The organism is Cognatiyoonia sp. IB215446, assembly GCF_033963825.1.
Lineage (GTDB): Bacteria > Pseudomonadota > Alphaproteobacteria > Rhodobacterales > Rhodobacteraceae > Yoonia.
The window spans coordinates 1,218,802-1,242,696 of sequence record NZ_JAXBMD010000001.1 but is presented as its reverse complement, the minus strand read 5'-3'; the positions used below and the strand labels follow the sequence as shown (position 1 = coordinate 1,242,696).

Sequence of the window (23,895 nt, the reverse complement as noted above, 5' to 3'; positions counted from 1 at the left end):
TCGTGTCAACCCATCCGGGTCAGTTCAAACCGACACGCCGACGCACCCATCGCACAACAGGCCGTTTCTTCACAACGTAACCTCGGATCAACCAATTCCGTAAAGAGCTTTTCAAAGACCGCCGCGTGCCAATGGCAAAGCGGGCGATCGCTATACTCACCGCGGACAATCGGGTTGTCGGCGATCTCGAAAACCAGCTTTCCCGCCACCGAAAACCCGCCAGATCCTGCAAAGGTCCAGGCATGCTGCGCAATGGCCCAACTCAGCATCGGCGCGGCCATAGGGGCGGGCAACAATCGCAAGAGACCTTGCGCCAATCTGGGAATGCGGTGCGCCATAATGTATTCCGCCGTCCGCACACCCGCAGCCCAGGCCAAAGACGATGCCATCTCTGGCTCAATCTCACGCAGGGCCTGATGGATACGCGCCGCAGGCGCCTCAGGCATCAGCCCCGCATCGCTTGGCGGATCGAAAACGCCCGCAGCCCACATGATCTGATCGCGTAACCGAGTGCCGCCGGCCTGTTCCAGCACCGGCAGCAATTGCAGTATCGCGTTTGGCCCGATCAGACCCGGTGTGCTGCGGACATCCTCAGGCATCCTCCATTTGATCAGAGCCACCGCCGCACACCTTCACCTCCGCCCCGTTAGGCATCTTGAACGCTGCATTCCTTTGGACAGCGCGCGCTTTGCCTTGCGCCCGGATGGCCTCGCGCCGTTCGGCGGCCTTTGCCGCGCGATCCGCCGCGGCCTCCCAATCCTCCATCTGCGCCTCGGCAATCTGGCGGGTCTCATCAAAGTGGAAATCAAGCCGGTTCTTCGACTGCGGCCCGGTATAGCCAACCTTGCCGAGATCGTAGAATGTGCGCGCAAATCCGGCCTTCATGAAGGCCTTCAGGCACCCCAACAGATAGCGCCTGCGGAACCCCGTCCCACGCCACGGGTAATGAAACAGCGCCTTTTTCATGTAAAACCGGCGATAATTGTTCATCACACCGTCCAAGAGCTCCCCCCGCTCCATCGCTTTGGGCTTCATGATCGGGGTCACGAAGTTGTAACGGCTGAAGTCAAACACCTCGACCTTGTCCTTGAGCTCCTGAAACAGCGGCGTGAAGGGCCAGGGCGTATACATCGCCCAATTGGCGAGGTCCGGCTGCCAGTCCCACGCCATCTCGTAAGTCTCGTTCAGCGTTTCCGGCGTCTCATTATCAAGGCCCACGATAAACTGTGCCTCCACCAGAATATCCGCCTCACGCAGCAGACGGATCGCGGTTTTGTTCTCCTCGACCTTCGTTTCCTTGTTGAATTGGTCGAGCTTCATCTGCGCGGCGGCCTCGGTGCCCAGGCTCACATGCACCAACCCCGCCTCGCGGTAGAATTTCAACAAATCGCGGTCACGATAGATATCCGTCACCCGCGTATTGATCCCCCATTTCACCCGATCCGGCAGGCCCCGCGCGATCAGTTCCTCGCAGAACTGAATGAATTTCTTGCGGTTAATCGTCGGCTCCTCATCGGCGAGGATGAAGAACCCGACCCCCTGCTCATTCACAAGTTCCTCGATCTCATCGACCACCTTCTTGGGGTCACGCACGCGGTAGTCGCGCCAGAACTTCCACTGACTGCAGAATGAACAGGTAAACGGACAGCCGCGCGCCATATTGGGGATCGCGACACGGGTGTTCAGCGGGATGTAGATGTATTTCTCCCATTCCAGAATGGTCCAATCCGGGGTGATCCCATCCAGATCTTTCACCGTGCTCGCGGCCTGCGTCGCGACAATCTCGCCGCCGTCAACAAAGGCCAGCCCATGGATCTTGCGCTTTTCCGCAGGCCAGCGGCCATCGCGGACGGCGCACATCAGCTCGGTCAGGATCTCCTCCCCCTCACCGCGCACGATCACATCGACCCAGGGTGCCTCGGACAGAACCTGTTTATACATGAAGGTCGCATGGACGCCGCCTAGCATCCGTAGCGCATCTGGCACCCGCTCCTGCGCCAGTCGCAGAACCTCCTCGGCCTTGTAGATCGACGGCGTAATCGCGGTCACACCCACCACATCCGGAGCAATCTCGGCAATCTGATCCGCCAGATCGGCATCCGCGATGTCATTGGTCATCGCATCGATAAAGTGGATATCGTCGAACCCAGCGCGCCGCAGCGAACCAGCCAGATAAGCCACCCAGGCAGGCGGCCAGCTCCCCGCAATCTCCGCCCCGCCAGAGCGGTAATTCGGGTGAACAAACAGGATGCGCATGGCCAGACCTCCGTTATGTCAATTAAAATTGACACAATTAATGTCAGGTTAACTTGACATAGATCAAATCGCGCTTCCGATATCAAGTTTCCAGAAATCCAAAGCCCCCCTTGCGCATGACCGCGCCATGCCTATAACCCCCAACAATTTGCAAGTTTGAGGGGCGCTGCCATGCCAAAACGTACCGACATCCAGTCGATCATGATCATTGGCGCGGGCCCTATTATCATCGGCCAAGCCTGCGAATTCGACTATTCCGGCGCCCAAGCCTGCAAGGCACTCAAAGAGGAAGGCTACCGCGTCATCCTCGTCAACTCCAACCCCGCCACCATCATGACAGATCCGGGGCTGGCAGATGCGACGTATATTGAGCCGATCACCCCCGAAGTGGTCGCCAAAATCATCGAGAAAGAGCGGCCCGACGCCCTACTGCCCACCATGGGCGGTCAGACCGGGCTGAACACCTCTCTGGCGCTGGCCGATATGGGCGTGCTCGAAAAGTTCGAGGTCGAGATGATCGGCGCAAAGCGCGAGGCCATCGAAATGGCCGAAGACCGCAAGCTTTTCCGCGAGGCGATGGATCGCTTGGGCATCGAAAACCCCAAAGCAACCATTGTGACGGCGCCGGATGGCGACCTCGACGCTGGCGTGAAGCTCGCACTTGAAGCCCTCGAAGACATCGGCCTGCCCGCCATCATCCGCCCTGCCTTCACGCTTGGCGGCACCGGCGGTGGCGTCGCCTATAACCGCGAAGAGTACGAGTATTACTGCCGCTCTGGCATGGATGCCTCGCCCGTCGGCCAGATCCTCGTCGATGAAAGCCTGCTCGGCTGGAAAGAGTTCGAGATGGAGGTCGTGCGCGACAAGGCCGACAACGCCATCATCGTCTGCTCCATCGAAAACGTCGACCCGATGGGCGTGCATACGGGTGACTCGATCACCGTCGCGCCCGCCCTGACCCTGACCGACAAGGAATACCAGATCATGCGCACGCACTCGATCAATGTGCTGCGCGAGATCGGGGTGGAAACGGGCGGGTCCAACGTGCAGTGGGCCGTCAACCCCGATGACGGGCGCATGGTGGTGATCGAGATGAACCCCCGCGTCTCTCGGTCCTCGGCGCTGGCCTCCAAAGCCACTGGTTTCCCCATCGCCAAGATCGCGGCAAAGCTGGCCATCGGCTACACGCTCGACGAACTCGACAACGATATCACCGGCGTCACCCCTGCGTCCTTCGAGCCGACCATCGACTACGTCGTCACCAAAATCCCCCGCTTCGCCTTCGAAAAATTCCCCGGGTCGGAGCCTTATCTGACCACCGCCATGAAATCCGTAGGTGAAGCGATGGCCATCGGGCGCACCATCCACGAAAGCCTGCAAAAGGCGCTCGCCTCCATGGAAACCGGCCTCACCGGTTTTGATGACATCGCCATCCCGGGCGCCCCCGATACAGCCGCCATCACCAAAGCCCTCGCCAAACAGACACCCGACCGGCTGCGCGTTATCGCCCAGGCCATGCGCCACGGGCTGTCAGACGACGACATCTTCGCCGTCACGAAATTCGACCCATGGTTCCTCGCCCGCATCCGCGAAATCATCGATGCCGAGGCCGGCATCCGCAAAAACGGCCTGCCCGTCGACGAAACAAACCTCCGCCAGATAAAAATGCTCGGCTTCACCGACGCCCGCCTTGCCACGCTCACCGGCAGGGATGAGGACCAGATCCGCCGCGCCCGCCACAACCTGGGCGTGAACGCCGTCTTCAAACGCATCGACACCTGCGCCGCCGAATTCGAAGCACAAACGCCCTACATGTATTCCACCTACGAAACGCCTGTCATGGGCGACGCGGAATGCGAGGCGCGGCCATCGGACCGCAAAAAGGTCGTCATCCTCGGCGGCGGCCCCAACCGGATCGGGCAAGGGATCGAGTTCGACTATTGCTGCTGCCACGCCTGTTTCGCCCTGACCGATCAGGGCTACGAGACGATCATGATCAACTGCAACCCCGAAACGGTCAGCACCGATTATGACACCTCCGATCGGCTCTATTTCGAACCGCTGACCTTCGAACACGTGATGGAAATCCTGCGGGTCGAGCAGGAAAACGGCACGCTGCACGGGGTTATCGTCCAGTTCGGCGGGCAGACGCCGCTGAAGCTCGCCAATGCGCTCAACGATGCGGGCATCCCGATCCTCGGCACCACGCCCGACGCGATCGACCTTGCCGAAGATCGCGAACGCTTCCAGCAACTCGTGCAGAAACTCGGCCTCAAGCAGCCCAAAAACGGCATCGCCTCCACCGACGCCGAAGCGCTTGAAATCGCCAACGAAATCGGCTTCCCCCTCGTCATCCGCCCCTCCTATGTCCTCGGCGGACGGGCGATGGAAATCGTCCGCGACCAGACCCAACTCGAACGCTATATCTCCGACGCCGTTGTCGTCTCGGGCGACAGCCCCGTTCTGCTTGACAGCTACCTATCAGGTGCGGTGGAGGTCGATGTCGACTGCCTCTCTGACGGCGAAAACACCCATGTCGCCGGCATCATGCAACATATCGAAGAGGCCGGCGTGCATTCCGGCGACAGCGCCTGTTCACTGCCCCCCTACTCGCTCTCCGACGCGATGATCGCCGAGATCCGGACGCAGACCGAAGCACTTGCCAAGGCGCTCAACGTCGTGGGCCTGATGAACGTGCAGTTCGCGGTCAAGGACGAGGTCGTCTACCTGATCGAGGTCAACCCCCGCGCCTCCCGCACCGTGCCCTTCGTGGCCAAGGCGACGGATTCAGCCATCGCCTCCATCGCCGCGCGGCTGATGGCGGGCGAGCCGCTCTCAAACTTCCCCCTGCGCGACCCCTACCCGGTCACCGACAACCCGATGGAGATCCTGCCCCTGGGCGATGCCTTCACCCTCGCCAACCCGAACACCCCGTGGTTCAGCGTGAAAGAGGCCGTGCTGCCCTTCGCCCGCTTCCCCGGCGTCGACACGATCCTCGGCCCCGAAATGCGCTCAACCGGAGAGGTCATGGGCTGGGACCGGTCCTTCCCCCGCGCGTTCCTCAAGGCGCAGCTGGGCGCGGGCACCAACCTGCCTGACGCTGGCACGGTGTTCATCTCGATCAAGGACGCGGACAAGACCGCGGATATGCTGGAAGCGGCGCAAATGCTCCTGAAACTAGGTTTCGCCATCGTGGCCACCCGCGGCACCGCTGCCTGGCTCAGTGAAAACCAGATTGATTGCGAAGTGGTGAACAAGGTCTACGAGGGCGGGCTGACCATCGTCGACCGGCTGAAAGACGGGCACATCGCCCTGGTCTTCAACACGACCGAGGGCGCGCAGGCAGTTGAGGACAGCCGCGACATCCGCGCCGTCGCCCTCTACGACAAAATCCCCTACTTCACGACCGCCGCCGCCGCCCACGCTGCCGTGCTGGCCATGCAGGCACGGGAAGAGGGGGATGTGGGCGTGAGGGCGTTGCAGGGCTAAAGTGAGAAACTGGATGCTTCTTGTTGCCCGGTGAACGAAGGACGCCATGACATCCATTGCGAACGCAACCCCAGAACATAAACGTGCGATGTCGGTGTATCTCTCGCTCTTGCTCTCCGTTAGTCCAGTGCCAATTATTTGGCAGATTTCCTTCTAAGAACCCGGTCCAACGTACAGGAAAGAGGCTAGCAAAGCTCAAGAACAAGCGAGCCGGGATCAGAAAACTGAGTGAGGTCTCGACGGCGATCATCGACGACTCTTACGGCATTGGTGGCCTGGGCCCAAAGCAGACCGTGTCCACCTTTAATGACATTCTTAAGGCGGCGTTTGCTGCCTTCGGACCCGCAGCAGTGCTCGAGCCCTTAAGCCGCTGATTTCCTGCGCGATCTACTACCGCGTCTACGTTTGTCGCCGTACTTGCTCGAACTGCCCCCGCGTTTGACTGCCTGCGGGCCGCCACGACGCGGGCCGCCGTTCGGTCGCTTTTTCTGGCCCGGCTGAACCTCCCAACGCCGTCCGGAGGCTGTGGGGATTGTTTCCTTCATCGTCTTTTCGATGTCCTGCAGCTCGATCATCTCGTCGGGCGCGACAAGCGCCACTGCGCTGCCATCTGCGCCAGCGCGGGCGGTGCGTCCGATCCTGTGCACATAGTTCTCAGCCACGTTGGGTAGGTCATAGTTGTAGACGAACCGCACATCAGGAATGTCGATGCCGCGAGCGGCCACATCCGTGGCGACCAGTACCCGTACTTTACCTTCCTTGAACGCCTTCAGCGCGCGATCCCGCTGCCCTTGCGATTTGTTGCCGTGGATTGAATCCGCTGCAAAACCTTTCTTGACCAGCACCTTGGACAGTTTCTCGCACCCGTGCTTGGTGCGACCAAAGACGATGGCGCGGTCATCGCGGTGGGCGTCGAGGAGTTCGACCAGAAGGTCGAGCTTCGCCGCCTGTGCAACGAAATGGGCACTCTGATTTATCTTGCGCGCGGCCTGCCCGGGTGGGTTCACCTGCACGCGGACAGGATCAGTCAGATAGGTTTGCGCCAACTCGTTCATCAGCTTTGGCATAGTGGCCGAAAACATCATGGTCTGGCGATATTTGGACAAAAGCGGTGCGATCTGCCGAAGCGCATGGATAAAGCCCATATCCAGCATCTGATCGGCTTCATCGAGCACCAAATAGATCGTCTGGTCGAGCCGCACGGCGCGCCGGTCCAAAAGATCGATCAGTCGGCCTGGTGTCGCGACAAGCAGGTCAACACCGCCCGCAAGCCGCCTGGTTTGGCCTACGATCCCGGCACCGCCAACTACCAGCGCCACTTTCAGATGGCTGCCTTTGGTATAGGCGGTCAGGTTTTCAGAGATCTGTTTGGCCAGTTCACGGGTAGGGGCGAGGATCAACCCGCGCGCCGTTTTGGCCTGTGGCTTCACGCCAGCCTTTAAGAGCGCGTGGATCATCGGCAGGCCGAAGGCCGCCGTTTTCCCGGTGCCGGTCTGGGCGAGACCCATCACGTCGCGCCCGTTCATCGCGTGCGGAATGGCCTGTTTCTGGATCGGGGTCGGATCGGTAATGCCTTGTGCTTTCAAGGTCTTGGTTAGTCGGGGCGCGAGGCCCAGCATGTCAAAATCCATAATGGATATCCTGTTCTTGCGGGCAAAGCGCCCACAGCAAAAATGACCCATCTGTCGATGGGTGGTGGCAAGGTAGCGCCCGGTCTCTGCCCGGCGCGGCGCCCTCGCGTGATGATGGGAACCTGAGTGGTCGATGTGGTGCGGATGACGGTGACGTCCCGCGCTGCTCACGCGGCAGCCTGCATCGGTTGGGGGTGACATGATGGGCCTGCCGCCCCATGTCAAGGCAAACGCCACGCAATTTCCTGATGCTGGCGCTTCCATGCCGCAATCAGAAGCCATATAGAGCTTTTCGGCAAACCAGATCACAAGGACATTGGCGTGGCGCATATCATCGTTGTCGGCAACGAAAAGGGCGGGGCTGGCAAATCGACCGTGTCGATGCATGTGGCGACGGCACTGGCGCGGATGGGCCACAAGATCGGCACGCTGGATCTGGATTTGCGGCAGCAGACCTTGGGGCGGTACATCGCAAACAGGCGGGGGTTTCTGGCGAAGGAGGGCCTTGATCTGCCCACGCCCGATTACGTCGACCTACCCGAGATTGGGTCGGGCGATCTTCAGCCCGGCCAGAATGCCGACGATCAAGCTCTGGGTCGCGCGGTCGAGGCGATGCATGACGCATGCGACTTTATCCTGATCGATTGCCCGGGCTCACACACGCGCCTGAGCCAATTGGCCCATGCGATGTCCAACACGTTGATCACACCGCTGAATGACAGTTTTGTCGATTTCGACCTGCTTGCCCATGTCGATGGCGAGGGGGAACAGATTATCGGGCCTTCTGTCTATTCCGAGATGGTCTGGGCCGCGCGCCAGATGCGGTCAGAGGCCCGCATGAACCCGATTGACTGGGTGGTCGTGCGCAACCGGCTGGGCACCACCGCGATGATCAACAAGGAGAAGATGCAGCGCGCAATCGACAAGCTTGCCAAGCGGATCGGGTTCCGTCCTGCACCCGGCTTTTCCGAGCGCGTGGTCTTTCGCGAGCTTTTCCCGCGCGGACTGACCCTGCTCGATTTGCGCGATATCGGGGTGACCAGCCTGAGCATGTCAAACCTCGCCGCGCGTCAGGAACTCCGCGACCTGATCAAGGCGCTCAACCTGCCCGGCGTCAGCCCGGATTTCTAAGGTCCCGCGCGCCCCAATCCCGCATCGCGTCGATGACGGGTAGGATCGTGCGGCCACGGTCCGTCAGGGCGTAGTCCACACGCGGCGGCACTTGCGGAAAGACGGTGCGTGAGATCAGACCGTCCGCCTCAAGCTCGCGCAATTGCTGGGTCAGCATCTGCTTGGTAATCGCAGGGATGGCCCGTTGCATCGCGCCGAATCTGTCCACCCCATGGGTGATGCAGAACAGCAAAAGCGGCTTCCACTTGCCGCCAACCACCGACAGGCAATGGGTCACGGGGCAGTTTTCGTCCTTATCCGGCACCATAAGTTCCGTTTTCATGACTACCTCAGAAAATGATGACTAGTTGCCACAACCAATTCTATGCGCAGATTAGGAAGCATCGTCAAGCAAATGGAGATTACGATGCGCCTTTCCATCCTGTCCGCCCTTGCCCTTTTGGCCAGCCCGTCCTTTGCCGAAGACACCAGCCTTGCCGGTCTGCAGAACCGGATTGTCGGCCAATGGACCTCGATCAGTTGCGAAATCCGGCCGCAGACAAACGCGGCCAATCCCAACGCCGTGCCGACCACGACTTATCTGACACGCGACTTTACCTATGACGAGACCGGAGGGTTTGCGGCAAGCATCACGGTTTATGCTGATCCGGCCTGTGCGATCCCCGCGATCACTTATGATTTTGCCGGCGACATTGTCTGGCATGGCCCCAATCCTGCGGCCAACGGGGCATGGTCGCAGGATTACGTGCTGAATGAGAAACTGAACCTCACGGTTCTGGCAGCGCCAATGGTCGATCAGTTGAACCAATTGCCCGCAGGTGCTTGCGGAGCGGGTCCGTTTGAACTGGGCGTGGATCGGGATATCCTTGGCCAGCCTTGCGTCCTTTTGAAGTTCGTTGAAGGCAGCGATTTCGTCATCGACCACGACTTCCTTTATGTCCGCGAGGACACGCCAAACATGCTTTTCATGGGCGGCAAACATGTTGACGGCACAGGGTTCTACATTCCCGAGAACCGTCCGCAGGTCGGGCTGCAGCAACCACTGATCAAGGTGAACTGAGCCGGTCCGGGCCCGCTCATTCGGCGCGCCCATCACATTCGCTGTGAACCACCTTTCGTTAAGCATATCGCGGTTCTAATGTAGCCTCAGGCAGGGGAGGATTCTGTTGTGCGTGCATTGATCTCATTACAGCGCTACGCGACTTTCGTGTTTGTGGCGCTGATGACCGTGATTTGTTTTGTGATCGGGTTCTGGGCGCCTTGGGTTTTCATTCTGGCCGCTATCTTCGCTATCCTGACGGCGATTGGTATTCACGACGTCACCCAAAACCGGCATGCGGTTTTGTGGAATTATCCGGTTCTGGGGAATATCCGATTTCTGTTTGAAAAAATCCGTCCTGAGATTCGGCAATACCTGATTGAAAGCGATCAGGAAGAGCAACCTTTTAGCCGCGAACAGCGCTCACTGGTCTATCAGCGCGCGAAGGGTGCCGAAGACAAGCGGCCCTTCGGCAGTCATGAAATGATCTACGAAGCAGGCTATTCCTGGCTAACCCATTCGGTCGTGCCCACGCATTTTGAGACGAGTGATTTCCGAGTGAAAGTCGGCGGGTCGAAATGCAAGCAACCCTATATGGCGTCGCTTTATAATATCTCGGCGATGAGTTTCGGGGCGCTTTCGGCGAATGCCATTCTGGCACTGAACAAGGGTGCCAAAATGGGTGGATTTGCCCATGATACCGGCGAAGGCGGGATCAGCCGCTATCATCGCGAAGGCGGCGGCGATCTGATTTACGAGATCGGTTCGGGCTATTTCGGTTGCCGCAATGACGACGGCACGTTCAACCCCGACAAATTCGCCAAACAGGCGGGCAATGATCAGGTCAAAATGATCGAACTGAAGCTGAGCCAGGGGGCGAAACCCGGCCATGGTGGCATGTTGCCAGCGGCCAAGATCACACCCGAAATTGCCGAGGCGCGCGACATTCCGATGGGAGTGGATTGCGTCTCGCCCGCGGCGCATTCTGCATTCTCGAACCCGATGGAATTGATGCAATTCATTGGCCGGCTACGTGACCTGTCGGGGGGCAAGCCGGTCGGCTTCAAGCTTTGCATCGGGCACCGGCGGGAATTCATGTGTACCGTTAAGGCGATGCTGGAAACAGGCATCATCCCCGATTTCATCGTGGTGGATGGCAGTGAAGGCGGCACCGGAGCGGCTCCACTCGAATTTGCCAATCACGTCGGCATGCCCATGGTTGAGGGGCTGACATTTGTCCACAACACGCTGCGGGGCGCTGGCATCCGGGATGAGGTCAAGCTCGGCGCGGCGGGCAAGATCGTCAGCGCCTTTGACATTGCGCGCGCCCTGTCGCTGGGGGCTGATTGGTGTAATTCGGCACGAGGCTATATGTTCGCCATCGGCTGCATTCAGGCGCAGGCCTGCCACACGAACCACTGCCCGGTGGGTGTGACCACGCAAGACCCTTTGCGGCAGAAAGCACTGAACGTGAACGACAAATACAAGCGTGTCGCGCGCTTTCACAACAATACGCTCAAGGCACTGGGCGAAATGGCTGGGGCGGCGGGCCTCGATAATCCCTGCGGTTTCCTGCCCTATCATTTCATGACACGGCGCGGTGATGGACAGATGACAGAGGCGGCAGATGTCTACACCTATCTGCGCGAAGGGTTCCTGTTGGATGATGGCGACGACAACCCGATCTATCGCGAGCGCTGGGCGCGGGCGAACCCGCACAGCTTTGCCCCGCCGGAGGCGCAACAGCAGATGGCGGCGCAGTAGCTTTACTCTTTGCGCGGGGGAGTCTTGCCGGCAATCCGCATGAAGAGTGACACGCGCGGGGTCGTGGCCGTCTCAGACCGCGACCGGGTGCGCAGGACGGGCGTATTCTCGGACGCGCCGCTGCGGCTTTCGCGCAGCACGATGTAAAGGCCGCTTGCGATGATGATCGCGGCACCTGCCCCCGTGGCCGTATCCACGGTCTCATCAAAGAAGAAAAATCCAAAGAGCGTGGCCCAGACGATCTGGCTATATTGCATTGGCGCGATGATCGCGGCTTCACCCGATTGATAGGCGGCGATGACAAGGCGGCTCGCCGTCCAGGCAAAGACCGCGATTACGCCTAAGAGCCCCAGATGCTCAATCGGCATTGGTTGATAGACAAACGGCAAGGCGCAGGCCATCAGCACGAAATTCACGACCATGGGGTAAAGTAGCATCACCGCAGGCCGCTCATCGGCGCCGATCTTGCGGACGATAATTGACGCAACCGATCCGCCAACTGCAGCGCTCAAGGCCGCGAGATGGCCCAGTGAGAGCTCCGTTTGCCCAGGGCGCAGCACGACCAGCACACCCACCAGGCCCACAATGACCGCAAGCCAGCGGCGTAGCCGGACGGTTTCCCCCAGAACGGGAATGGCCAGAACCGTGATCAGCAGGGGCGAGGCGAAGAGGATCGCATAGGTCTGCGCGAGCGGTAGGACTGAAAATGCGTAGAAGGCCGAAACACCTGTGATCACCGCCGCCACCGTGCGCAGGGCCAGCCACCATGGATGGACAGGCACCAGTGTCCCCGGTTTGGCGTCGCGCATGAGCATGATCGTGGCGAGGGGGAAGCTCAGGAGCACGCTGAAAAAGACGATCTGGATCGGGGAATAGGTGCCCCCCAGCACCTTGACGACCACGTCATGGGTCGAAAAGACGCCAAAGGCGAGAAGCGCGAGAACGGCACCTTTGGCATTGGGGGACATGATCTTTCCTTTGCGTCGTGGCGCCTTGCTACCGGCTGAACCTGTCAAAGTCAGCCGCCGTCACGCGATAGCTGACCTTGTCGATGACCGGCGCGCCCATGGCACCATAAAACGCCTGCGCGCCGGCATTGTCACCATCTGTCTGCCAGTCGATGCGCTTGCAGCCCTCATCCCGTGCGATCCGGGCCAGATGCGCCATCAGGGCTTTGCCCACGCCTTGGTCCTGAAAACCGGGCGCGACGAAAAGCTCTTTCATGTAAAGCGCGGTGCCCGTACCCGCCGGAAAGGTCAGCACCCAGGTGGCAAAACCGGCAGGCCGCCCATCGACATAGGCCAGTTCGCAAGACAGATGCCGCCTGCCATCCAAGAGCGCGATCAGCCGCTGCTCTTCCTGATCAGTGGCTGCGTCCAGATTGTAGTATTTCAGCACGTGCCGGTTCAGCTCAAGCATGTCGGGCGCATCGCTTGGGGAATACGCCCGAATTTGGATCACAGGCTTGCGTCCAATGCTTCGATGATCACATCGCCCATTTGCGTGGTGCTGAGCGGCGTACCGCCCTCTGGCCCCATCAGATCACCTGTGCGGGCGCCTTCGGCGAGGACTTTTTCGATGGCCGCTTCGAGGCGGTCCGCCTCTGCCCCTTCATCAAAGGAATAGCGCAGCGCCATCGCAAAACTCAGGATACAGGCAATCGGGTTGGCCTTGCCCTGCCCCGCGATGTCCGGGGCCGAACCGTGTACTGGTTCATACATCGCTTTGGGTCGTCCATTGGCCATCGGCAGGCCGAGCGAGGCCGAAGGTAACATACCCAAGGACCCCGTCAGCATGGCCGCGCAGTCGGACAGGATATCGCCAAAGAGGTTATCGGTGAGTATCACGTCAAACTGCTTGGGCGCACGCACCAGCTGCATCGCGCCGTTATCGGCATACATATGGCTCAGTTCGACTTCCGGATAATCGGCATGCACCTCGGTCACGACCTCGCGCCAGAGGATCCCGCTTTCCATCACGTTGGCCTTCTCCATCGAGCAGACCTTTTTGTTCCGCTTCATAGCCAGATCGAAAGCGGCGCGGGCGGCGCGTTCAATCTCGGCCTCGGTGTAGCGCTGGGTGTTGATGCCGACGCGCATGTTGTCCTCGGTATGAATGCCGCGTGGCTCGCCGAAATAGACGCCGGAGGTTAGTTCGCGGACGATCATGATATCAAGGCCCGCGACAACATCGCGCTTGAGCGATGAGAAATCGGCCAGCGCGTCAAAGCATTGCGCGGGGCGCAGGTTGGCGAAAAGGTCCATCTCCTTGCGCAGGCGCAGAAGGCCCCGCTCAGGCTTCACGCTGAAATCGAGATCATCGTATTTCGGCCCACCCACAGCGCCGAGCAACACCGCGTCCACCTCTTGTGCCTTGGCCATCGTGTCGTCATGCAAGGGCACGCCATGCGCGTCATAGGCTGCCCCACCCACAAGATCTTCGGAGACATCAAAGACCAGATCCCGCTTGTCACCGAACCACGCGATGATCCGCTTCACCTCATCCATGACTTCGGGGCCGATACCGTCACCGGCAAGGATCAAAAGGGACGGGTTGGGCATGGCAGAGTTCCTTTACTGACGATTTGGCATGGGGCTAGCCTGCCCTTGGCGAATGTTCAAGCCATCCCAGGGCAACTTGAAACGCGATGGCCAAGCGAAATAGTGCGTCGGCAAGGACTGTCCGCAAAGCCCGATTATTTGCCACAATCTCCCCGGTTAAGGAAGTCGGGGCTACAGTGAGCGTTTCGAAAGGGCAAACAATGAAAAGCTTGGATATGACGTCCATCTGATCGCCGTGTGATGTGCTAAACCACAACCCTTCTGCAATGTTTGCCATATCGCGAGCTGTAGACGTTCTCATCTTCGCCTTAAGTGTTTCATATTTCTTTGGATATTGAGTTCAAAGCTTCGCCGCTGAGAATTCGCAACGACTGGGCAAGCTCGACAATGTTGAGCTCTTGCGGCTCGACGTTACTGATCCGATGTCTGCTAAGACAGTTGCTGCTTCAGTTCTGGATTGATTCCACGGGCTTCATGGAATGACCAACAATGCAGGCTTTAGATGGCGCGGAATCTTTGAAGAATTCACTGAATTTAACATCCGAGACATGTTCCACACCAACTTTTTTAGAGCGCTCAATATCTCCCGTGCTGTGTTGCTGGTTTTTTGCCTAACGCGTATGCACGCCTTCGTGGAGGCTCAATCAAGCGATTGTATGCCAATACATCGGTCATCCGGCGCTTATTTGATGCATGCTATGACCTCAGGGCCAATTTTTGCAACAACACAAGCGACAGTACTTTGCGAGGGCATTCGAACCGTGGCACGGAGCAACCAACAAGGCTCACAGCCAACATCTCAGTTTTGTGATGCGGTTCGGCACCCAAGCCCCTTACTACAGATATAATTGGCAGGTCCGATGGATCTGGCGAGACTTTCCAAAGTTTTGCAATCATTTACTCAAGCGACAATCATCCGATCGGGGCAGTCTCCATCGGCCTCGCTCACCTGTATCTTTGGCCGCAGCATGCAATCAATCGTGCTTAGTCACTCCACAAACCCCGCCAGCCGGTTGCGCACGAACGTCCGCAGAATAATTGGGTGATTGGTGTTAGCAAAAATTACCCAGCACCTCTTCAGCTCTCGCTCAGCGCGACCTTCATGTCCTTGACCTGATAGATCACCTCGCCATCGGCCTCGACCACGCCGTCGGCGACGCCCATGGTCAGGCGCCGGGTCTGGACGGCCTTCGTGAAGTCGATCTTGTAGGTCAGCATCTTGCGGTCGGGGCGGACCATGCCGGTGAGCTTTACCTCGCCCACGCCCAGCGCGTAGCCACGCCCTTGCCAGCCGCGCCAGCCGAGGTTGAAGCCGGTCAATTGCCACAGCCCATCCAGCCCCAGGCAACCCGGCATGATCGGATTGCCGGGAAAATGGCATTCAAAGAACCACAGATCGGGCGTGATATCGAACTCTGCCAGGACATGCCCCTTGCCATGGGCCCCGCCATCGCCCGAAATGTCCGTGATCCGGTCCATCATGAGCATAGGCGGCGCGGGCAATTGCGCATTGCCGGGGCCAAACAGCTCACCACGGGCACATTTTAACAGGTCGTCCTTGTCAAAGCTGGTGGGATAATCCGCCATATATCTGGTCTCATTCTTGACTGCTACGATCGCCGTTCTCTAGCATTACAGGCTTTCCAAGGGCAAGTAACTGCCGGATTCGGAAGGTTGAGAACGATTTGCAATTGATCCGCAACACATTTCCCCCATATTAAAGGGGAGCGGCAGCTGACGAGCGACCATGACCGAGATCGAAACAAAACGCAGTTCTGACTGGCTCGCTGGCGCGGGCCTGCGCCCGACGCGGCAGCGTATGACGCTGGCGGGTCTGCTTGTGGGCGATGGGCAGGATCGGCATGTGACGGCTGAAAGCCTCTATGAAGCGGCGTCGAATGTCGGCGCGAAAGTGTCGCTGGCCACGGTCTATAACACGCTGCGCGCGTTCTGCGATGCGGGGCTTGTGCGTGAGATTACAGTGGATGGGTCAAAAAGCTACTTCGACACTAATATGACCGACCATCCCCATTTCTATTGGGAAGACACCGCAAGCCTGAGCGATGCGCCAGCCGAAGAGCTGGAGATCTGCAAGCTGCCTGAGGCGCCCGAAGGGGCCGAGATCGCTTCGGTCGACGTCGTCATCCGGTTACGCCGCACCTGATCATCAAACACGCTGCAGGGTGACGCACCGCCACCGGTGGACATTTGATCCCTGCTCCCCCTATCTTCCCCGAACTAATTCGGGGGGAGCCCATGCACAACGTCGCCATCACCGGAACCGGGGTGTTCACACCTGATCAGGTCATTACAAACGATGAATTGGTCGTCGCGTTCAACGCCTATGCCGACCAGTGGAATGCCGAAAACGCGATGGCTATCGAGAGCGGCGAAGCAGAGGCGAAGGCGCATTCCTCAACTGATTTCATCGTGGCTGCATCAGGCATCGAACGCCGCTATGTACTGGACAAAGAGGGCGTTCTTGACCCCAAGCGTATGTTCCCGAGGCTTGCGCCGCGCGATGATGAAGCCCCCGGCTACATGGCCGAAATTGGTGTCGATGCTGCAAACAAGGCGCTCGCGCAGGCCGGTGTCGCCGCCGAGGATATTGATCTGGTGATCTGCGCTGCGTCGAATATGGAGCGCGCCTACCCCGCAATTGGTGTCGAAATTCAAGAGCTTCTGGGCGCGGGCGGCTTTGCCTTTGACATGAACGTAGCCTGTTCCAGCGCCACGTTCGGCATCCAAACCGCTGCCGACATGATCCGTTCTGGCTCGATCCGCCGGGCGTTGGTGATCAACCCCGAAATCTGCTCGGCCCATCTGGAATGGCGCGACCGCGATTGTCACTTCATCTTTGGCGACGTAGCGACTGCCGCAGTTCTGGAGCGTGACGACGACCTGAGCGGCGACCGGTTCAGCATCCTCTCCACCCGTTGCGCCACGCAATTCAGCAACAACATCCGCAACAACAATGGCTATCTGCGCCGCACGCAGGACCGGATGGAAGACCGGCGTGACATGCAATTCATGCAAAATGGGCGCAAAGTGTTCAAAGAGGTGTTGCCGCTCGTCAGCCAACATATCGCCGAGCATATGGACGATACAGGGATCACGGCGGGTGACCTGAAGCGGCTTTGGCTGCATCAGGCGAACAAGACGATGAACGACTATATCGGGAAAAAGGTGCTGGGGCGGAACCCAGAGGCAGGCGAGCAGCCCAATATCCTGCAGGATTACGCCAACACGTCGTCCGCCGGGTCGATGATCGCGTTCTCGAAATACTCCGATGATCTGGCGGATGGCGACAAAGGCATCATCTGCTCGTTCGGCGCGGGCTATTCCGTTGGTTCCGTGATTGTGGAGCGCCGCGCATGAAGACGACCCTGATCATCCTCGCATTTCTCACCCTCACCGCCTGCGGCGTGCCCTTCGTGCCGCTGGTCTAGCCACTCACGCGTTTGTGGACATCTTCAAGGCTTTCCACGCGCTCCGAATACCGATCCGTCAGCATCGCATCGCGACCACGGGTCATCAGCGTGAACCGCGCCAATTCCTCCATCACGTCCACGATGCGGTTATACATGGATGACGGCTTCATCCGCCCGTTCTCAAACTCTTTCCACGCCATCGGGACAGAGGATTGATTGGGGATTGTGATCATGCGCATCCAGCGCCCCAGGATACGTAACTGATTGACAGCATTGAAGGATTGCGACCCGCCAGAGACCTGCATGACCGCCAGCGTCTTGCCTTGCGTCGGGCGGATGCCGCCAATGGGTGACAACGGGACCCAATCCACCTGTGTCTTCATGATCCCCGTCATGGCGCCGTGCCGTTCGGGGCTCGACCAGACCATGCCTTCGCACCACATCACCAGATCGCGCAGCTCCGCCACTTTGGGATGATCCGCATCCACATCATCGGGCAACGGCAGGCCGGACGGGTTGAAAAACCGCGTCTCGCAGCCCAGCGCGCGCAGCACCCGCGCGCCTTCCTCCGCCGCAAGCCGCGAATAGCTGGTTTCGCGCAACGAGCCGTAAAGCAACAGGATACGCGGCGGATGCCCGAGATCATCGGGACCTGCAAGGGCAGCAAAATCAAGCGGTTGCAACGCCCCCGGAACAATATTGGGCATATCGGATGTATCGATGCTCATCGCCCGGCCTCTTCTTCCAGTCGCAGCTTCATGTCGATCAAAACCTTCTGCAGCGCCGTTGTTTCCCGCAAGAGCCTTTTGGCCTCATTCACCGTGATCACTCCGTCGGCAATCGACTGATTATACTCCGCCATCAGCAAGGCGAAACGCTGGCTCAGCTTGATCACATCGGTATTGATCTCACCTTCCGCATTATTGCGCGTGGTGTCGTAAGACATTGTAATGCCGCGAATTTCAGCGAGGGCCGAGGTCACATGCGGATAGGATGAGGCGGCCTCCAGCTTTGCCACGGTATCGATTGGCATGAACCGGTCGGCATGTTCGTCGTGATCCGAATAATAGCGGCCCAGCGTGGCCTTGGATTTACCGGTCAACTCGCAGGCGTTTTCGATCCCGACATCCTTGACCAGCGCCTCGCTATGTTTCTTCAGATACCCGACATAACTCGCCATGCGTGTACTCCTTCTTACGCCACTACCGCAGCCTTTGGGGAAACTTGCCCCCTTATTCCCATGCAAGATGAAGCGGACCTGTGCCATTGTAAAACAGTCCGCAGTTTTTGGACGCAAGGAACGCGTATGTGATGCCGACGGGTGTCATTTTGGTTACGGATCGCGATCCACAAGCGGCTTTGCCCGCACCTGCCGCAAGGTATCTTGCCAAAACGATAAAACCGGCGGTAAGCAGCCGCTTATGGCAAAACTGTACTTTAACTATTCCACCATGAACGCGGGCAAATCGACCGTGCTTTTGCAGGCCTCGCACAATTACATCGAACGGGGCATGAAGACCTATCTGATGATCGCGCAGCTTGATAACCGCGCCGGTGAAGGCCGGATCGGCAGCCGGATCGGGATTGGCGCCGCGGCCGATACATTTGCACCCGGCGAAGATCTGTTTGAAAAGATCAAGCGGCGTCTGGATGAGGGGCCATGTGCTTGTGTCTTCGTGGACGAGGCGCAGTTTCTCGAACGCAAACAGGTTTGGGAACTGGCCCGCGCGGTGGACGATCTGGAAGTCCCCGTCATGACTTACGGGCTGCGTGTCGATTTCATGGGCAAGCTTTTTCCGGGCTCTGCGGCGCTTTTGGCTTTGGCGGATGAAATGCGCGAGGTCCGCACGATCTGCCATTGCGGCAAGAAGGCCACGATGGTCGTGCGCAAGGATGAATACGGGCAGGTCCTCACCAGCGGCGAACAGATCGCCATCGGCGGGAATGATCGCTATGTCTCACTCTGCCGCCGCCATTGGCGCGAGGAAATGGGTGAAAAGATCAAGGATCAATAAAAGCTCTGCGGGTCGATATCGATCGCCATGCGCAGATTTGTGGGCAGCTTGAATTGCCCGACCCATTTTGACAGCGCTTGCTGCAGGGCGGCCGTTTTCTCTGCCTTGACCAAAAGGCGTACACGGTGCCGCCCCCTAACGCGCGCAATCGGGGCTGCCGCCGGGCCAAAAACCTGCGCACCGATCTGGCGCAAGGGCGCATCCAGCCGCGCCATCTCTCCACCCAGATCAAAGACTTCCTGCACATTCGGGCTGCTCAGGATAATCCCCGCCATACGTCCGTAAGGCGGCACACCCGCCGCTTTGCGCTCGGCGGCTTCTGCGGCCCAGAACGCCTCTTCATCGCCCGCAAGGATCGCCCCGATCACCGGGTGCTCCGGCTGATAGGTCTGCAACAAAGCCTCGCCTGGCGTGTCGCCACGCCCAGCACGGCCTGCCACCTGACGCATCAGCTGAAAGGTTCGCTCAGCGGCCCGCAAATCAGACCCTTGCAGGCCCAAATCAGCGTCAATCACACCCACCAGCGTCAGCAGCGGAAAGTTGTGCCCCTTCGCCACCAATTGCGTCCCGATGATGATGTCCGTCCCGCCTGCCGCGATCTCTTCGATATGCGCCTTCATCGCGCGGGCCGAGCCATAAAGGTCCGACGACAGCACCGCGATCCGGGCATCGGGAAACAGCCCCGCAATCTCTTCGCCCATCCGCTCAACGCCGGGGCCCACCGCGCTCAGCTTGTCTTCGGCACCGCAGGCCGGGCACACCGTTGGCATCGGCTTGGTCTCACCGCATTGGTGGCACATCAGCCGCTTGAGGAACCGGTGCTCGACCATGCGCGCATCGCAATGATCACAGCCGATCTGGTGGCCACAGGCGCGGCAGAGTGTAATCGGGGCGTAGCCCCGGCGATTTAAGAAGACGAGCGATTGCTCACCTTTCTCAAGGCGCGTCTGGATCGCTGCCTGTAGGGCGGGTGAAACCCACCGCCCCGATGGCACATCTTCGACCCGCATATCAATTGCCGTCATCTTCGGCATGACTGCCGCTCCAAAGCGCGACGTCAGTTCCAGCTTGGCGTATTTCCCCGCCTCCACATTCGCCCAACTTTCCAAGCTCGGCGTGGCGGAGGCGAGCACCACCTGCGCCCCATTGATCGCCGCCCGCAGCACGGCCATGTCGCGCGCGTTGTATAGGACCCCATCCTCCTGCTTATAGGATGTGTCATGTTCTTCATCGACGACGATCAGCCCGAGGTTCTGATAGGGCAGAAACAGCGCTGAACGGGCGCCCACAACCAGCTGCGCATCCCCTTGCCCGACCATGCGCCAGCAGCGGCGACGTTCGGTCATGGTCACACCGGAATGCCATTCGGCGGGTTTCATCCCAAACCGCGCCTCGACCCGTGTGATGAACTCTCCTGACAGCGCGATTTCCGGCAACAGCACCAACGCCTGCCGGCCCATGCGCAGGCATTCCGCCGCCGCCTCCAGATAGACCTCGGTTTTGCCCGATCCGGTCACCCCTTTCAGCAGGGTTGTGCTGTAGCTGTCCGACAGCAAGGCCTTGCGCAGCGCCTCCGCCCCCGCCGCCTGATCGGGACTCAGTTCCTTGCCGCCACAGTCGGGGTCGAGCCGGGGATAGGGCGTGTCGCGCGGTGCCTCTTCCTCGGACACGGCCCCCAGCTTGACGAGGCCTTTGACGACAGATGTCCCGACCCCCGCCATCTCGGCCAACTCGCGCAAGGTGAACGAAAGGCCGCCATAATCGCGCAAGACGCTCAAAACCTTTTGGCGGGCATCGGTCATGCGGTCCGCGTCGCCCGATCCCAGCCGATAAACCTTGCGCATCGATTGCGGATCACCCAGCCCCGGTGCCCGCGTGCCGAGCCGCAGCATCGCAGGCATCGGCGTCAGCGTATAATCCGCTGCCCGGCCCAGAAACTCCCGCATCTCATCGCGCATCGGGGCTACATCCAACACGCGGATCACCGACCGGATTTTTGCCCGGTCATAGTCTCCCTTGCCCGGCCCCCAGACGACGCCCAGCACCTTGCGCGGCCCCAGCGGCACCTCAACAAACGCGCCCAGATGGCAACCGCCTTCGGGCGCCTTGTAGTCCAGCAAACGGTCCAAGGGCTGTGTGGTCAGTACCCCGACCAGATCGCCCTCGTGAAAGAACTCAGTTGGCACGGCGTAAGGTAGCCGTCAGCGCCCCCATCGTGATCAGCGCCGCACCACCCGTACGGGTCATCCAGGTGAGGATCGCGGGTCGCCGGATCGTGGCACGCAGCCGGTCGGCCAAAAGGGCATAGGCCAGCGCATTCAACGCCGCCAACCCCACAAAGGTGCCGATCAGGATCGCGAATTGCGGCAAAAGCGGTGCGTCAGGACGAATGAACTGCGGGACAAAGGCGATGAAAAAGACAATCGATTTGGGGTTCAGCGCCGTCACCAATGTCGCGTTCCGAAAGATGCTTTTGGCTGGCAAGGCTGGCACATCCACCACGCTCAACCCCTTTTGACGACCCGCCGCTCTCAGCATGCCGATGCCCATCCAGATCAGATAGGCGGCACCGACCCACTTGATCGCCGTGAAGAGCGTGGCCGAAGTCAGCACGAGCGCGCCCAACCCGGCCAGCGAAGCCGTCATCGCGATCAGATCACCCAGCGCCACCCCTGCCGCTGACGCAACCGCCACCCTACGCCCTTGGCTCATCGCATAGCTCAGCACCAGGATCACCGTCGGGCCGGGGATCAGCAGCAAAGCAATTGAGGCCGATGTGAATGCAAGCCAGACCTGAGACTCCATGAGACCGCTCCGATTGACGTAGGGGCCTTTCCCCCCGGACCCCCTTGAGGTAAACGAGGCCTGAGCAAACGCCAACCCCTTCCCCGGAGCAGATGAGATGAAGTTTTTCGTAGACACCGCCGAGATCGACCAGATCAAGGAACTCAACGACCTTGGTATGGTGGACGGAGTCACGACAAACCCATCGCTGATCATGAAATCCGGGCGCGATATTCTCGAAGTGACCAAGGAAATCTGCGACATGGTTGACGGTCCTGTGTCCGCCGAAGTCGTCGCTCTCGAAGCAGACGACATGCTGGCGGAGGGCCGTAAACTGGCCAAGATCGCGGACAATATCGCCGTCAAAGTGCCGCTCACATGGGCGGGCCTGAAGACATGCAAAACGCTGACGGATGAGGGCACGATGGTCAACGTGACCCTCTGCTTCTCCGCCAATCAAGCGCTACTCGCGGCAAAGGCGGGTGCGACCTTCATCAGTCCTTTCATCGGGCGGCTCGATGACATCAACATGGATGGGCTGGACCTGATCGAAGATATCCGCACGATCTATGACAATTACGGGTTTGAGACCAATATACTCGCGGCCTCCATCCGCTCAGCCAATCATATGAGCGAATGCGCCAAGATCGGCGCTGATGTGGCCACCGCCCCGCCCGGCGTGATCAAAGCCATGGCCAATCACGTGCTGACGGACAAGGGCCTCGCGGCATTCATGGCGGATGCGGAAAAGGCCGGGATCAAGATCGTCTAGGGGGCTGCGCATGATCATCAGAGCCAAGACTCTGCTTGCGAAACTGGCTCTGCTGACGGCGCTTTGGCCCAACATTTCGGCGGCTCAGGTCGCCCATAGCTGCGGCTCTGCTGAGACCCTCTTGATGTATTGCACCGTTGAAGGTGGCGCGCGCACGCTGAACCTCTGTCGGTCGGGCGAGACGATCACCTACGCGTTTGGCCCCACAGGCGGCACGCCCACATTGGAAATGACGCGCGCTTTTGATGATGTCAGCTACACGCCGTCGGAAGACGATGACGGCACGGTTCGCGAGAATGTCACCCTCTTTAACGGCAATTACGGCTACGAGATGTTCACCGCATCCCGTATCCGCACCGACCCCTCAACCCTTGCCGAAGGCGGGATCATCGTGCGTCTGCCTGACGGGCGGACGCAGACGCTGCGCTGCGATGAAGGCAGTGTTGCGCCCAACGATCCGTTTGACGGAATAGGGCAGCTGGCCCGTTTAGGCGAGGAAGCACCGGACGACCCGCTTGGCTTTTGTCTGAGCACACGCAGCCCTGAGGCACCTGCCAGCCAATGCCTGGGCCGCCTGCGCGACAGCGTCATCGCCGCAGGCACTTGCAACCCGGCAAGCCACACTACCAATTGCTGGCAGGCCGAGGCCACGGCCTGGGACGCGCTGATGGACGAGCAACTGACCGAAACGCTTACCGCGCTCAGCCTCGTTGTGAACCTGCAATTCATGGAAACATTTCTTGTGGCGCAGGAAACCTGGAACACTGGCCGCGACCTGGATTGCGAGATCAACAGACGCAACCCGGGCGCCATTGATCAGGGGCAGGCCCAGTGTCGGGCCGAGTATGCCGCGCGGCGGATCAGTTTCTTTGAAAGCGTTCTTGCTGGCGCAGAGGCTGGCCGCTAGCGCCCGCCTTGCCTTTCCAGGTGCGGCGCAAAAACCACCGTCGCATGCACAATGCAAATTAAGTGAAGAAATCCCTGCAACCCTCTGCTAACCTGTCAAAAACAAATAATGAGCA

21 protein-coding genes are annotated in these 23,895 nt (G+C 59.6%); 9 read left to right on the top strand and 12 right to left on the bottom strand.

Annotated features, from left to right (window positions below):
* Nucleotides 1-5: 5 nt before the first annotated feature.
* Together bchJ and bchE are read right to left on the bottom strand one after the other, a co-directional pair.
* Nucleotides 6-599: a bacteriochlorophyll 4-vinyl reductase gene (gene bchJ, locus SLH49_RS06185; RefSeq protein WP_320268266.1), complete on the bottom strand. Its 594-nt coding sequence runs from the start codon at nt 597-599 to the stop codon at nt 6-8.
* The gene (bchE, locus tag SLH49_RS06180) at nt 592-2,256 is read right to left on the bottom strand and encodes a magnesium-protoporphyrin IX monomethyl ester anaerobic oxidative cyclase (protein ID WP_320268265.1); all 1,665 of its coding nucleotides are present in this window, start codon (nt 2,254-2,256) and stop codon (nt 592-594) included. The genes bchJ and bchE overlap by 8 nt, the downstream gene beginning before the upstream one ends.
* 171 nt (nt 2,257-2,427) lie before the next feature.
* On the opposite strand from bchE, the gene carB reads away from it, so the two are divergent.
* Nucleotides 2,428-5,745, top strand: coding sequence for a carbamoyl-phosphate synthase large subunit (gene carB / locus SLH49_RS06175; protein ID WP_320268264.1), 3,318 nt, complete (start codon nt 2,428-2,430; stop codon nt 5,743-5,745).
* 362 nt (nt 5,746-6,107) lie between these two features.
* Here the strand turns inward: carB and SLH49_RS06170 are convergent, their stop codons facing one another.
* On the bottom strand, nt 6,108-7,376 hold the full coding sequence (locus SLH49_RS06170) for a DEAD/DEAH box helicase (protein WP_320268263.1): 1,269 nt from the start codon (nt 7,374-7,376) through the stop codon (nt 6,108-6,110).
* A 321-nt stretch (nt 7,377-7,697) separates the two neighbouring features.
* Between SLH49_RS06170 and SLH49_RS06165 the strand changes: the two genes are divergently transcribed.
* Entirely contained in the window at nt 7,698-8,507 is an 810-nt protein-coding gene (locus SLH49_RS06165; protein WP_320268262.1) for a division plane positioning ATPase MipZ, read from the top strand.
* On the opposite strand, the gene SLH49_RS06160 is transcribed toward SLH49_RS06165, so the two are convergent.
* The gene (locus tag SLH49_RS06160) at nt 8,491-8,829 is read right to left on the bottom strand and encodes a helix-turn-helix domain-containing protein (protein ID WP_320268261.1); all 339 of its coding nucleotides are present in this window, start codon (nt 8,827-8,829) and stop codon (nt 8,491-8,493) included. The genes SLH49_RS06165 and SLH49_RS06160 overlap by 17 nt on opposite strands.
* Before the next feature lie 84 nt (nt 8,830-8,913).
* Here SLH49_RS06160 and SLH49_RS06155 point away from each other — a divergent pair, with 84 nt between their 5' ends.
* Both SLH49_RS06155 and SLH49_RS06150 read left to right on the top strand, forming a co-directional pair.
* On the top strand, nt 8,914-9,567 hold the full coding sequence (locus tag SLH49_RS06155; protein WP_320268260.1) for a hypothetical protein: 654 nt from the start codon (nt 8,914-8,916) through the stop codon (nt 9,565-9,567).
* 162 nt (nt 9,568-9,729) lie between these two features.
* Nucleotides 9,730-11,310, top strand: coding sequence for an FMN-binding glutamate synthase family protein (locus SLH49_RS06150; RefSeq protein ID WP_320268528.1), 1,581 nt, complete (start codon nt 9,730-9,732; stop codon nt 11,308-11,310).
* Nucleotides 11,311-11,312: 2 nt separating this feature from the next.
* Here SLH49_RS06150 and SLH49_RS06145 read toward each other — a convergent pair whose 3' ends face one another.
* The 4 genes from SLH49_RS06145 to fabA form a co-directional block, all read right to left on the bottom strand.
* Complete coding sequence (locus SLH49_RS06145) at nt 11,313-12,278, bottom strand: DMT family transporter (RefSeq protein WP_320268259.1); 966 nt, start codon at nt 12,276-12,278, stop codon at nt 11,313-11,315.
* A gap of 28 nt (nt 12,279-12,306) precedes the next feature.
* The gene (locus SLH49_RS06140; RefSeq protein WP_320268258.1) at nt 12,307-12,771 is read right to left on the bottom strand and encodes a GNAT family N-acetyltransferase; all 465 of its coding nucleotides are present in this window, start codon (nt 12,769-12,771) and stop codon (nt 12,307-12,309) included.
* On the bottom strand, nt 12,768-13,871 hold the full coding sequence (gene leuB / locus SLH49_RS06135) for a 3-isopropylmalate dehydrogenase (protein WP_320268257.1): 1,104 nt from the start codon (nt 13,869-13,871) through the stop codon (nt 12,768-12,770). The genes SLH49_RS06140 and leuB overlap by 4 nt, the downstream gene beginning before the upstream one ends.
* A gap of 1,077 nt (nt 13,872-14,948) precedes the next feature.
* Entirely contained in the window at nt 14,949-15,458 is a 510-nt protein-coding gene (gene fabA / locus SLH49_RS06130) for a bifunctional 3-hydroxydecanoyl-ACP dehydratase/trans-2-decenoyl-ACP isomerase (RefSeq protein WP_320268256.1), read from the bottom strand.
* Between the two features lie 160 nt (nt 15,459-15,618).
* Here fabA and irrA point away from each other — a divergent pair, with 160 nt between their 5' ends.
* Both irrA and SLH49_RS06120 read left to right on the top strand, forming a co-directional pair.
* Entirely contained in the window at nt 15,619-16,035 is a 417-nt protein-coding gene (irrA, locus tag SLH49_RS06125) for an iron response transcriptional regulator IrrA (RefSeq protein ID WP_320240529.1), read from the top strand.
* Between the two features lie 92 nt (nt 16,036-16,127).
* The gene (locus SLH49_RS06120) at nt 16,128-17,249 is read left to right on the top strand and encodes a beta-ketoacyl-ACP synthase III (protein ID WP_320268255.1); all 1,122 of its coding nucleotides are present in this window, start codon (nt 16,128-16,130) and stop codon (nt 17,247-17,249) included.
* A gap of 67 nt (nt 17,250-17,316) precedes the next feature.
* Here SLH49_RS06120 and arsH read toward each other — a convergent pair whose 3' ends face one another.
* Nucleotides 17,317-18,030: an arsenical resistance protein ArsH gene (gene arsH, locus SLH49_RS06115; protein WP_320268254.1), complete on the bottom strand. Its 714-nt coding sequence runs from the start codon at nt 18,028-18,030 to the stop codon at nt 17,317-17,319.
* Entirely contained in the window at nt 18,027-18,482 is a 456-nt protein-coding gene (locus SLH49_RS06110; RefSeq protein WP_320268253.1) for a hypothetical protein, read from the bottom strand. The genes arsH and SLH49_RS06110 overlap by 4 nt, the downstream gene beginning before the upstream one ends.
* Nucleotides 18,483-18,723: 241 nt before the next feature.
* On the opposite strand from SLH49_RS06110, the gene SLH49_RS06105 reads away from it, so the two are divergent.
* A complete protein-coding gene (locus SLH49_RS06105) occupies nt 18,724-19,317 on the top strand; it encodes a thymidine kinase (protein ID WP_320240535.1) in 594 nt (197 codons plus the stop codon).
* Here SLH49_RS06105 and SLH49_RS06100 read toward each other — a convergent pair.
* Entirely contained in the window at nt 19,311-21,503 is a 2,193-nt protein-coding gene (locus SLH49_RS06100; protein WP_320268252.1) for a primosomal protein N', read from the bottom strand. The two genes, SLH49_RS06105 and SLH49_RS06100, sit on opposite strands and share 7 nt — an antisense overlap.
* Entirely contained in the window at nt 21,493-22,122 is a 630-nt protein-coding gene (locus SLH49_RS06095; protein WP_320268251.1) for a LysE family translocator, read from the bottom strand. Before SLH49_RS06095 ends, SLH49_RS06100 begins: the two co-directional genes overlap by 11 nt.
* Before the next feature lie 97 nt (nt 22,123-22,219).
* On the opposite strand from SLH49_RS06095, the gene fsa reads away from it, so the two are divergent.
* Both fsa and SLH49_RS06085 read left to right on the top strand, forming a co-directional pair.
* The gene (fsa, locus tag SLH49_RS06090; RefSeq protein ID WP_320268250.1) at nt 22,220-22,873 is read left to right on the top strand and encodes a fructose-6-phosphate aldolase; all 654 of its coding nucleotides are present in this window, start codon (nt 22,220-22,222) and stop codon (nt 22,871-22,873) included.
* 10 nt (nt 22,874-22,883) lie between these two features.
* A complete protein-coding gene (locus SLH49_RS06085) occupies nt 22,884-23,780 on the top strand; it encodes a lysozyme inhibitor LprI family protein (protein WP_320268249.1) in 897 nt (298 codons plus the stop codon).
* Nucleotides 23,781-23,895: the final 115 nt, after the last annotated feature.